Origin of the sequence: Novipirellula artificiosorum, from assembly GCF_007860135.1 — a bacterium.
Classification (GTDB): Bacteria; Planctomycetota; Planctomycetia; order Pirellulales; family Pirellulaceae; genus Novipirellula_A; species Novipirellula_A artificiosorum.
Map to the genome: position 1 here is coordinate 381,130 of NZ_SJPV01000007.1, position 12,182 is coordinate 393,311.

A 12,182-nucleotide genomic window follows, 5' to 3' on the forward strand; every position below is an offset into this window, starting at 1 on the left:
TCGCGACGGGTCGGCTTCCGACCAAAATTTAGCGGAACGATACACGTTGCCATAGCCGCGGGTTGGGAATCGGTGATCTCGTCGTTGGGGTTCCCGCTGATTCGACTCGTGCCGAGACGAACCAGCTTTGGTTGGCGTGGATGGGCAAAGCCGACAAGTCGCGTCGAAGAATCGCAAGCTCGAAATCGATCGTCTGTTCCGTCTCCTTTGTCGCGACGTACCACGTCGGTTGCCACTCGGTGTGGCCGTCGACTGCATCATGCGTCTTGCCCGAGGTTGTGGTTTCCAGCTCAAATGCGGTTAGCAAGTCGAGATCGGTGTCTACGAGAATGTGCAGTCGATCGGATTGACTGAGGTCATGGTCCCGATTCGTTTTGGATTCCATCTCCGTTGGGTCGTGTTGAAGCAACGTTTTCTCGCAGCGAACGAACAGATAGACAAACTGATCGTCGTAACCCATTTGAAAGGGTGCGGCGCCGTCGACCGCTCGGCCCGTCGATTGCCAGAACGGTTCGTCGTTCGAACCGTCCAGCTTAGGACGCTCGGTCGCTTGGGCTGCGACCACACTGGCCGACGGGTTGTCTTGAAGCAAGGGGGTCCAATCGTTCGAGGACGGCGTGTTTACCAATCGGCGGTAGTTTCCCGATTCGGGGCTCACGACTTCCAACGAATCCGCATCACCTCGTTGGCGTGAAGCTTCACCCGCAATCAAGACAAGCGGGTGAAATTCCCATGCCAAATCCACTTCACGGGTTCGATTGGAAGTGGCCCCTTGTTTGCCGAGCGGCGTTGGGTTGGCCACGGCCACCTGCAAGGGGCTGATTCCTGACGCTTGCGTCACACGGTTTGCCTCGATTTGGAAGGGTGATACCGCGACCTGCTGGATCGTTGGCTCTGTGGTCGATTGACCGGCGACCGCTGCGGACATCGCGATCACGCTGCGCAATTTTTGCCACTCGCGACTGTTGAGCATGGCATCGAGCCGTAGACCGGACCATTTTCCAAACGAATGGTCGGCGAATCGATCGACGCAGTGCCGCAGCAACTGCTCTTGAAAGGAAATGGCCAGCGGGAGGGTCTTTGAATCGAAATGATCAAGTTTCTTATGGATGGACCATGCCAATCGCAACTGGTCTTGAGTCGCCGTTTGATCGAGTAGTGTCTTCAGCGACTTCGCGAATGCATCGGCTGAGGAGCTGTGGCGAATCAATTGTTCGACTCGCCTCGATTCGCTCAAGCGAGCCTGAACCACCTGCAACTCACGCCGATTCGCCCGTTGCTGCTCCAATGCGAGTTTTTGTCCTGGATCCATCGGAAGACCCGCGGTGACCGAATCACCACGACGAGAACGGTCCGCCATGTCGTAGAAATACTTCATGGAAATCATCGCCTCGGAGGAGGTTTCGGGCGCGACGTACTGAAGTGAATCCTCCCATAAATCGTTCGCCACGGCTCCGACAAGAGGCATCAGGGCGTTCGGATGAAGCGTACGGTCGCCCCCGCTTTGCCAGCTGTAACGGATTACGCGGCCAATTCCCGCTGCGACCGCAAGTTGGGTGAAGGCGTCACGAGTGCCGCTGTCGAGCGACTGATCGACAACAACGACGCTGGGCCGATGAATGGAGATCCAGTTCTTTGCTTCCACGGCAATCGCATGGCCCGCCGCATCGGCAGGATGGATCGCATCCACGGCTGCAGCGCCGAGCGCCGCAGCAGCCTGACGGGCCAGTTCCAATTCGCCACTCGATTTGGCGTCTCGCAGCAGCACACTGATCCGTTGTCCGCTTGCCAATGCTTCGGATCCTATCAAGGGCCACGGAACCGTGGCGGCGTTGCGGGCGATGATCAAGACGGCCGTGCGTCGTTGGCTTCCACGGATGGCTTCCCAGTTTCCAGATGGACGCTCGCTGCGAAGAATCACACCGTGATCGCCGACTGCGAACCAAGTGCTTGCACCGGAACCTTGTTGGACGTCAGCAACGTCACGAACCACGGTTGACGCACCCGTGGCTTGGACCCATGCCAATCGGACTGCCGAATCCGCCTCGCGAGGCAACTCAGACGGGCCGTCCAATTCACCCGTGCTGGTCCACGATCGTCCACCGTCGTGACTTTCGAACTCGCGAGATTCTGCGGCCGAGGACCAATCGCCGATGGCCACCACGGCGTTGTCTTGTTTGCGCCGGCTCAACGTGGCCAGTCGCGGTAGTTCCTTGTCGCTGCCTCGCTGCCATCGTTTGCCACCATCGTCGGACCAAATGACGACCGCTCGGCTGATTTGGGTGATTCGGTCGTATTGCCCCCCCACGGCAACCGCTTGGGTATCATTGATCCAAATCACATCGTTCAACCCACAAGCCACGCTGCTGGATTGTTGTTGCCAGGAAGTCCCGGCGTCCTCGGATCGCAACAAGACGCCATGGTCGCCAACCGCCAATCCAAGTTGGCCGTTTGGGCTAAAACCAATCGCCTGCAGCGATGCGTCTTCGCGGAGCCGCTGGCTCGGGGTGTACGAGGCGGCGGATTGCATGGCGGATTGGGCGGCCAAATTGGGCGAAAGGCAAGCCGCGGTAAGCCAAGCCGTGGTAAGCCAAACGGCGATCAGGCAGAACCTCGCCTTGGTTTTGCTTCGGAGACGTGTCGGTTTCATTGCTTAAGCCATCCATCCTTTGACCAGTACCAAAGTTCCCAGCAGAGCGGCCCATCCGAGAAAAAGATTCGCGGCGACATAGACCGATGCGGCCAGCCATCGTTGTTCGTCGGCCAGAAAGATCGATTCGGCAGCGAACGTAGAAAATGTGGTCAACGCGCCGAGAAAACCGACCCGAAGGCCCAGCAATGCCGCGGGGGAAATCGCAGCGGATGCGGCGCAGTATTCCGCTAAACCGCCGATTGCGGCGCATCCGATCACGTTGGCGATCGTCGTGCCTACCATCGCACTGCTGCCGGGGATCGCGATGGCCGTCAAGGTGATCCCATATCGGGCGACCGCTCCACATGCTCCTCCAGCCGCTACGGCTACGAGATTGGACCAAGTTGTCATTGTCTGAAACCGAATGAACCATTGCCTAAGTCGAGGTGCCAACTTACGTTAGACGCGTAGCGTCGGTCTTTTGGCTGGCGGCGTAAACGTCAATTTTCGAAACTTCCTGTTGCGGGAAGGGAAAAAACGCTAAATTTGGCTGCCGAGGGCAGTTCCCTTGGCATTGGCCCCTGTAAACTTTTCCGCGACAAAAGACCAGAGATTACCTTTGGTTTGCTACCCTTACGCCCCTTCGAGCGTGTCTACGAGATCGTTGCGACGTTTTGCTTGATATCCACCTTTCCTCTCTTTTTATTGTGTGTTAACTGAACCGATGAGTACTGCTAAAGCTGCCGCCAAAGAAACGCAAGTGATGACCGGAGCCGATATCCTGGTCAAATCGTTAGTGGATCATGGCGTCGACGTCCTTTTCGCCTACCCAGGTGGATGCAGTATGCCGATGCACCAGGCGTTGACGCGGTTCGGTGAGTCGATTCGAACGATTTTGCCTCGACACGAGCAGGGAGGCGGTTTCGCGGCTCAGGGATACGCTCGTAGCACCGGCCAGGTGGGCGTGGTGATGGCCACCAGCGGGCCAGGGGCGACCAACTTGGTGACGGCGATTGCCGATGCAAAACTCGATAGCGTCCCGATGTTGTGTATCACCGGTCAAGTGCCAACCGGGGCGATCGGTTCCGATGCGTTCCAGGAAACGCCTATGGTCGAGATTTGTCGCGGCATCACCAAACACCATTACTTGGTCACCGATATCGCTGATTTGCCGCGAATCATGAAAGAGGCGTTCTACATTGCGACCAGCGGTCGGCCAGGACCGGTTTTGGTCGACATGCCAAAAGACGTCCAGCTCAGCACGTATGAAATCGACATGGATCCGCCGATGAATTTGCCCGGCTACGATCCAGAGCCCCCGGTCGTGCCAGGCGAAACCCTTCGTCAAATTGCCGCAGCCATTAAATTGGCTCGGCGACCGATGATCTACGCCGGTGGTGGCATCATTATCGGGGGCGCCAGTGAAGATCTGCGTGAATTTATTCGTAAAACGGGGATTCCGGCTACCACGACGCTGATGGGGCTCGGAGCGATCCCACCCGAAGACGATCATTACATGTCATGGCTCGGAATGCACGGGGCCGCGTATGCCAACTATGCCGTTCGCGATTGCGATTTGTTGATCGCGTTGGGGGTTCGTTTCGACGATCGTGTGACCGGGAAAGTCGAAGCCTTTGCAAAAGATGCCAAGATCATCCACGTCGACATCGACGCTTCCGAACTGAACAAGAACAAACAAGCCCACATTGCTGTCCGCGGCGACGTCAAACAAGTGCTGACGGAACTGAATAAGGTGGTCCAAAAACCCGAGATCTCCGAGTGGCAAGCCCATTGTGACAAGATCAAGGCCGAGCATCCGTTCCGCTACGACGAGAACTTTGACGGGATTTTGCAACAGCATGCAATTAAGACGTTGAGTGACATGACGTCAAAAATGGATACCTACGTGTCGGTCGGCGTCGGCCAGCATCAAATGTGGGCCGCCCAGTTTTTTGAGTTCCGCCGTCCGCGGACCTGGCATAGCAGCAGTGGGCTTGGCACCATGGGATTTGGACTGCCGGCCGCAATGGGAGTCCAGGCTGCCCACCCCAATTCCCTCGTGATCGACATCGATGGGGACGGCAGTTTCCAGATGAACATCCAAGAGTTGGCGACCTGCTACTGCGAGGAATTGCCGGTCAAGGTTCTGCTGCTCAACAACCAGCACCTTGGCATGGTGGTTCAGTGGGAAGATCGGTTTATGGAACGCAACCGTGCCCACACCTACTTGGGGCCGATCCGCCACGAAGAAGCCGCCGGCCAAAGTACCGCAGAACGATTTACGTACGCGGAGGACCGCTATCCCGATTTCGTCCAAATTGCCAAAGGCTATGGATGTGGTGCAGCGACCGTTCGTAAAAAGGCGGACCTCGAAGCAGCGCTACGTGAAATGATCGAGCACAAAGGGCCCTTCCTGCTGGATGTCCAGGTTCCCTATCAAGAACACGTGCTGCCCATGATCCCCGGCGGAATGACCGTGGACGATATCATTTTGGAGTAACCGCTCCGTGCGCTGGGGCCGACCTGCATGCCGCCGAGGTAGCCGTCCCGCGATACACCGCCCTGCCTCCGTAAACGCTGTCGCGATATCGCTGAACCGTATCGCTGAACTGTATCGCTGAACTGTATCGCTGAACTGTGGAAACTCTCAAAATGCGCTTGGTGTGTCATCGGAATGACGGCGCCTGCGGCTTGTGTTGGTGCTGCTTCCAATGTCCAACTTCAGCCGTAAACCTTTGTTTGGTAATGAGTTACGATTGTCTTATCGGATTGTCTTCGATCTCGGTACGATTGATGCGGTTAGGGAAAGGCAGACTTGTTGCGTTAGGACCGAGCGTGTCCCGTGACGGTTTGCAGACCCTCTCTCTGATTTCAGGACCCCAACAAATGATTAAGAAACTTGTACTCTCCGCGGCCGTTGTCGTCGCATCCCTAGCGATCGGAAGCGAAGCGAAGGCTGACCACGGTTGCTATGGGCCTCGCTATTCATCCTCGTATCACAGCAGCTATCGTGCTGGCCTCTACGGTCATGGCGTGCACCCTAGCGGTTATCGCAGTGGCTACCGCGTGCCTGTTCACCATAGCTACCGAGGGCATTCGAGCTACCGAGGCTACGGCTATGGTTCGCCTTATGTTGCCCCCTATCGATCGTACTACGGTGGCAGCTTCGGCTACCCTGGTTATGGTCGTAGTGGCATCTCGTTTTCTATCGGTTTCTAATGGCCGAGAGACGCTTTCGGGTGGCGACGTCGTTTGAGAGAAAGCCTTAGCCTAACCGGCTAAGGTTTTCGATCTCTTCGGGCGTGAACTTTTTTTCCAATCGTGCTCCGAGCTGCGACACCACGCGAGCGGAGGCTTGGGATGCGAGATGACCGGCCTGACGCCAATCCATCCCGTTGGTGATCCCGTACAACAGGGCACCGGCGTACATGTCGCCGGCTCCGGTGGTGTCGATCGCCTGCGTCTTGACTCCTTCGATTGGGAACGCTTCGCCACCGTGCATGACGATCGATCCCTTCGGGCCCAACGTTAAGGCAACGTTCTCGGCATGATCGTGAATGGTCGCGGCACAGGCGATGGGGTCTTTTTCACCGGTTAGGCTCTTGGCTTCCTCTTCGTTACAGAAGAAAAGGTCGACCGGGCCCGTGATCAGATCCCATATCTCGTCGCGAATCAGGTTCACCAAAAACGGGTCCGAAGCGGTAAATGCGACCTTAATGCCATTGCTCTTGGCCAGTTCCATCGCCCGATAGGCTGCGGCTTTGGTCTTTTCGCCGGTCAAAAGGTAGCCTTCGATATAGACGTACTGGGACGCTTTGATCAATTCTTCATCGATGTCCGATTCCTCGAGCATGGCCGAGGCCCCGAGATTGGTGAGCATCGTTCGCTGCGCATCTTCGGTGATCAGAACGGCGCAGGTTCCGGTACGAAAACGGTCGGTTGGATCGACATCGATTTTGACTCCAAGGTCGCGCATGTCTTTCAAGAAGGACTCTCCCACCTCGTCGCGGCCAATCTTGCCAATGAATGCAGCGGAGCCTCCGAATTCGGCAAGGGCCACGATCGTATTGGCGGCGGACCCTCCAGCGCAACAATTCAGTGGCTGACCGTTGAGTCGATGCAGCACGGCACCTTGCTTTTCATCATCAACGAGGGTCATGATTCCCTTTTCGAATCCAAGCTCGCCTAGCATTGCGTCTTGAACTCTCGCTTGGATGTCCATCAACGCGTTGCCCACACCAAGCACATCGTAAGACGCCATTCGATTCGCTACCTTTGAGAAAGAGACAAAAGAGAAAGGGTAAGTGATGGACAGAGGATAATGGGAAAACCTTGTCGCGTTAAGCGGTCAAGCGACGTCGCCCAAGTCCAGTCGCTTGCCGTATCGCCGCATCACTTGGGCCTTCAAGCGTTCCAGCTCGGGTGAGTCAAGTTCCGGATTCTCGTCAATCATGGATTGTGCCATCGCGCGAGCTACGATCAGGATCTCGAGGTCGCGGCTAGGATCGGCGATTCGCAGCGGTGCCAATCCGCTCTGTTTGCGTCCCAACAGATCGCCTGGACCTCGCAATCGAAAATCGGCTTCCGCCAACGCGAACCCGTCTTCGGTTTCCTCAAGCAGCTTCAATCGTTCGTTTTCCGTCGGTGGTAAATCACCGTCGGTAAACAGGCAGAGGTGACCAGCGTGCGAGCCTCGCGAGATACGGCCTCGTAGTTGATGCAATTGGGCCAATCCAAACCGTTCAGCGCCAAAAATCGTCATCACGGTGGCATTGGGGACATCGATTCCGACCTCGATCACGGTGGTGCTGACCAGGACATCAAAGCGTCCTTCGGAAAACGCCCTCATTGTTTGTAGCTTGTCCTCCGATCGCATTCGTCCGTGCAGCAACCCAATCCGAAAATCTGGCAGCGTTTTCTCGCAGAGATCTTGGTACACCGTTTCGACCGACGAGACATCTTCGCTTGCTTCCTCACCCTTTTCCTCCTCGGCGTCGTTCGATGACAACACTCGAGGTGCCACCACGAAGGCTTGACGGCCTTCCTGTAACCGATCTCGTACAAACGACCACCACCGGTCTTTCCAACCATCGTGGGCCAAATAGGTGTTCACGGTCGCTCGGCCCGGTGGCTTTTCGCGGAGCGTGCTCAATTCCACATCACCGAACAACGTCATCGCCATCGATCGTGGAATCGGTGTCGCTGACATGACCAGGTAATGCGGGTCCACTCCGCCGCTTCGAAGTGCAACTCGTTGTCCTACTCCGAATTTGTGTTGTTCATCGATCACGCACAACCCGAGCTTGTTGAATTGGATGTCTCCGTACAGCAACGCCTGCGTGCCGACAAGGATGTCGATTTCTCCTGCCGCAGCTTGACGGATCGTCTTGGACCGTTGCGACTTGGTCAATGATCCGCATAGCAACCCAATTCGTACGCGACTTCCTGCGAGGATCTTGTTCAAGGTGTCAAAGTGCTGCCGAGCGAGTACCTCGGTCGGTGCCATCATCACCGCCTGATGCTCGTTGGCCACCGCGAGCATCATGGCATACACGGCGACGACGGTTTTTCCACTGCCGACATCGCCTTGCAGCAATCGGTTCATCGGGAACTGGCACGACATGTCCCCTTTGATCTCCTGGATGGCTCGCAGCTGGTCACTTGTCAATTCGAACGGAAACCGGTTCAAAATGCGTGCGTCAATCATTGCGCTGGGGGTGAGCGGTGGTGACTTCAAATCGCTCGTCAGTTTTCTCCGTCTCATCGCCAATGCGAGTTGCATCACCAGCAACTCTTGGAAGACCAAGCGTGTTCGCGCGGCTTGCATCGAAGCTTCGTTGGTTGGTTGATGAATCTGTTGCAGAGCGGTTTCGATTTCGGGGAGAGTCCCCGCAAGTTCGATTCCGGCTTCTCGCAGCTGCTGGGCCGAGGATTCACGCAACGAGAGCGGCATCACCTCGACAAACTGGCCTGCCACTGCCTCGAGCACATCCGCGACCAAAACTCGCAAGTCCTTTTGGCGAACGCCTTCGGTTAGCGAGTAGAGCGCTAACATTTTGGGTTTGGCAATATCCTCGTCGCTGTCAAACAACGTGATTTGAGGATGCACAAATTCCATTCGCAATCCCGTCAACTTGGGCGTGCCCGAGATCATCACCTTTTGGTCAACCCGCAGCTGTTCGGCTCGATAGGGTTGGTTAAAGAAGAGGATGCGCACGGCCCCGGTTTCGTTTTCAACAATGGCACCGAAAACCGACTTTCCAGGTGATCGCGATGCGAGTTCGACATCGGTAATCTTTCCGATCAGCGACGCTGGTTCACCCTCTCGTAGTTCGCCAACCGGTCTGGGTGGCGCCGGTCGCTCGTAATCACGAGGAAAGAAAAACGCGACGTCCTGAGCCGTTCTTAGTCCCAATTTCGCGAGTCGGTTCGCGCGGACGTTTCCCATGCCCGACAAGAACGGAAGGGGCGTGGACATGCGAACGGGTGGTTTCGAGTTTTCTTCCATTCTGATTCAGCGACAGCCGCATGGGGTGGGGCTAAAGCATTTTCAAGACGGACGTGCGAGCTGAACAGGGTGTCAGGAACGAATGGCATTGCCGGTTGGTCGAGCAGGACTTACGTTTCGGGTGGTCGTGCCGGACGTCAGTCTATCGTCCGCTGTTGGCCGTGTCATCCGCTCCAAGGCTTTTGGGGGCGCGGATGCGCGCGGGGATCGCTTGGAGCCGGACGATGGCCAAGAACCGGCCGGGGAGTGACATTCAGTCGAACTTGCCTACAATCGGTCTCTCATTCACGTCTGAACAAAACACGATTGCCGGAGAGAGCGACCTATGCGACGTTTCGCAGCAACCCCCTTTTGGATCTTGACCGCATTGATCGGCTCGTTTTGGGGCTCCCAATTGGCCTGTGCTCAAGATACGGCTGCATCGAAAGCGTCCGGAATTGACCGGTCGTTGTTTAGCGACCAAGTTCATCCGGGCGACAACTTCTACGAGTATGCTAACCAGAAGTGGCTCGAAAGTACCCCCATTCCCGCAGACAAATCGGATTACGGCATCTTCACGATTCTCAACGATACAACGCGAGAGCAGGTTCGCGAATTGATTGAGGAAGCGGCCGCAAAAGAGAACCAACCGGGCTCCGCAGCACAAAAAGTGGGCGACCTGTACCGCAGTGTCATGAACACCGACGCAAGGAACGCGGCCGGCATCAAGCCGATCGAAGGGCTGTTGAACGAAATCAGTGCGATTGAAACGAAGTCCGACGTTGCTCGTGTGCTCGGCAAACTCAGTCGCAGTGGTGTGTATGGCCCAATGGCTGCCTATGTTGGCGTCGATGCCAAGGACAGTGATCAATACACCGTCTATCTAACGCAGTCCGGATTGACGTTACCCGACCGCGATTACTATCTCGACGAGGAGGCTCGTTATGTCGAGCTTCGTGAGCAACTGCAAACCTTCATCGCGGACCTGCTCGGCAACTTGGGTGCTGTCGATGCGAAGGCGGTTGAAGCAATTGCGTCGATCGAACAGCAAATCGCGAAAGCTCATTGGAGCAAGACCGAGAACCGTGATCCGGAAAAAACCTACAACGCCTACACAACCGACGATCTCAAAGAGAAGTTTGGCCAATTCGATTGGCTCAGCTATGCCGATGCGGCAGGGCTGAACGCTCAGACACAATTCGTTGTCCGTCAGCCAACTTACATCGATGCATTGGCAAAACTATTCGAATCGACCGATGTCGCGGCATGGAAGTCCTACCTGCGTTTTCACGTCATCGATGCCTATGCGTCATCGCTAACCGAATCGCTGGAGCAGCGCAGCTTTGATTTCCACGGCACCGCAATCAGTGGGATCAGTGAGCAAGAACCCCTTTGGAAGCGCGCCGTCAACACGACCAGCAGCGTGTTAGGAGAATTGGTCGGACAAGTCTACGTGGAACGGCATTTTAAACCCGTGGCAAAAAAGCGAATGAATGAGCTGGTCGAAAACTTGAAACGCGCGTTCGCGAAGCGAATCGATTCACGCGATTGGATGAGCCAGGGAACCAAGAAGCAAGCACTCGAGAAATTGAATCTGTTCACGACAAAGATTGGGTATCCGGACCAGTGGAAGGACTATTCAAAGCTCAGCATCGACCCCAATCATCTGGCGGGGAACTTGATCGCATCCGCTCAATTTGAGGACCAACGCGACCTTGCAAAATTGGGGGGGCCGATTGATCGAAACGAGTGGCACATGACCCCTCAAACGATCAACGCGTATTACAATCCGACGATGAACGAGATCGTGTTTCCTGCTGCAATCCTGCAGCCTCCGTTTTTCAATCTCGCGGCTGACGATGCCGTCAACTATGGAGCGATCGGCGCAGTGATTGGCCATGAATTGAGTCACGGCTTTGACGACAAGGGCAGCAAATACGATGGACATGGCAACTTGCGGTCATGGTGGACGCCAACGGACCGCGAGGAATTCGAACGGCGAGCAGCAATCTTGTCGGAGCAGTACAGCCAGTATGAACCGGTTGCCGGTAATTACGTCAATGGCGACCTCACCCTTGGCGAGAACATCGGCGATCTCGGTGGCCTAAGCCTCGCATACGAAGCGTACCGTTTGTCGCTCGAGGGGAAGGAAGCCCCGGTGATCGACGGGCTGAACGGCGACCAACGGTTCTTTTTGGGGTGGGCACAAATTTGGCGAAGATTGTATCGCGAACAGGAGCTGCTTAAGCGATTGATCACCGACCCGCACAGCCCGAGCGAGTATCGCGTGAATGGCATCGTTCGCAATATGGATGCCTGGTATGACGCATTTGATATCAAACCAAACGATCCGCTTTTCCTAGCGCCCAAGCAGCGTGTTCGGATCTGGTAGACGAGGCAGAAGTGAGGCCGTCGCTGATGCGGGGCCAGTTCATGGTGCTGCGGGGAGGCGGTCCGTCGACGTCCAAGCGTCAAGGTTTACGCCAAGGCCGGTTGGTCCGTGTACAGTTCAAGGATTTGGCTTTGAACTTTGACCGCTCGCAAGAGGATCCAAAGCTGGTCCGGCGTAAATTGAACGGGACCGCTATTGCACATTTGATCGAGCTCATCGGCGACAGCGGCATGTTGATCGGCCGCCGCCTCGAGCCGGAAGCTGGCATTTTTCCATGCAGAAAGCAGGGCATCATCATTGGCGAGCTTTCCCTCATCTTCGGCCTGGATCAGAATCAGCAGGCTAAGGCGAGCGATTTCGATGGACTGCAATTCGGGGCGGAGTGCAGCGAGTCGTCTTGCGAGTTCGTGACAAGTCATTTGGATAGGGTACCTGGCAATCAATCCGGTCGGACTTCGATCGTCTGACCCGCTGAAGGAGGACATTGCTTTGAGAAAAGGGCAAAACAGTATGGCCGCCATGCCACGATCGTGCTGGTTTTCGAGCCTCGGACTCCCCCCCGGAGCCGAGAGGCAAGACCGAACTTCCTGTCCGAGTCACCTCAACGATTTAATAAAACCTATGTCAAGATCTCGGCCGGTGCAAAAAAGTTTTGCGGTGTTTATCGCGGT

General features: G+C 56.0%; 8 protein-coding genes. 3 read left to right on the forward strand and 5 right to left on the reverse strand.

Going from position 1 to position 12,182, the window contains the following annotated elements; all coding sequences use genetic code 11:
- Positions 1 to 28: 28 nt before the first annotated feature.
- Positions 29 to 2,650 (reverse strand): hypothetical protein, encoded by a 2,622-nt coding sequence (locus tag Poly41_RS34215; protein ID WP_197231476.1) that lies wholly within the window; start codon positions 2,648 to 2,650, stop codon positions 29 to 31.
- A 3-nt stretch (positions 2,651 to 2,653) separates the two neighbouring features.
- Positions 2,654 to 3,043, reverse strand: a complete 390-nt coding sequence (locus Poly41_RS20190) for a fluoride efflux transporter FluC (RefSeq protein WP_146528531.1) — start codon at positions 3,041 to 3,043, stop codon at positions 2,654 to 2,656.
- A 313-nt stretch (positions 3,044 to 3,356) separates the two neighbouring features.
- Here Poly41_RS20190 and ilvB point away from each other — a divergent pair, with 313 nt between their 5' ends.
- A complete protein-coding gene (gene ilvB, locus Poly41_RS20195) occupies positions 3,357 to 5,132 on the forward strand; it encodes a biosynthetic-type acetolactate synthase large subunit (RefSeq protein ID WP_231615801.1) in 1,776 nt (591 codons plus the stop codon).
- A 386-nt stretch (positions 5,133 to 5,518) separates the two neighbouring features.
- Positions 5,519 to 5,851: a hypothetical protein gene (locus Poly41_RS20200; RefSeq protein ID WP_146528532.1), complete on the forward strand. Its 333-nt coding sequence runs from the start codon at positions 5,519 to 5,521 to the stop codon at positions 5,849 to 5,851.
- Positions 5,852 to 5,897: 46 nt separating this feature from the next.
- On the opposite strand, the gene Poly41_RS20205 is transcribed toward Poly41_RS20200, so the two are convergent.
- Together Poly41_RS20205 and recG are read right to left on the reverse strand one after the other, a co-directional pair.
- Positions 5,898 to 6,893 (reverse strand): adenosine kinase, encoded by a 996-nt coding sequence (locus Poly41_RS20205; RefSeq protein ID WP_146528533.1) that lies wholly within the window; start codon positions 6,891 to 6,893, stop codon positions 5,898 to 5,900.
- An 87-nt stretch (positions 6,894 to 6,980) separates the two neighbouring features.
- Positions 6,981 to 9,140 carry an ATP-dependent DNA helicase RecG gene (gene recG / locus Poly41_RS20210; protein ID WP_146528534.1) on the reverse strand — a complete coding sequence of 720 codons (2,160 nt, stop codon included), beginning with the start codon at positions 9,138 to 9,140 and terminating at the stop codon, positions 6,981 to 6,983.
- A gap of 325 nt (positions 9,141 to 9,465) precedes the next feature.
- Here recG and Poly41_RS20215 point away from each other — a divergent pair, with 325 nt between their 5' ends.
- Complete coding sequence (locus Poly41_RS20215) at positions 9,466 to 11,511, forward strand: M13 family metallopeptidase (protein WP_146528535.1); 2,046 nt, start codon at positions 9,466 to 9,468, stop codon at positions 11,509 to 11,511.
- Between the two features lie 86 nt (positions 11,512 to 11,597).
- Here Poly41_RS20215 and Poly41_RS20220 read toward each other — a convergent pair whose 3' ends face one another.
- Entirely contained in the window at positions 11,598 to 11,930 is a 333-nt protein-coding gene (locus tag Poly41_RS20220) for a hypothetical protein (RefSeq protein WP_146528536.1), read from the reverse strand.
- Between the last annotated feature and the right edge of the window lie 252 nt (positions 11,931 to 12,182).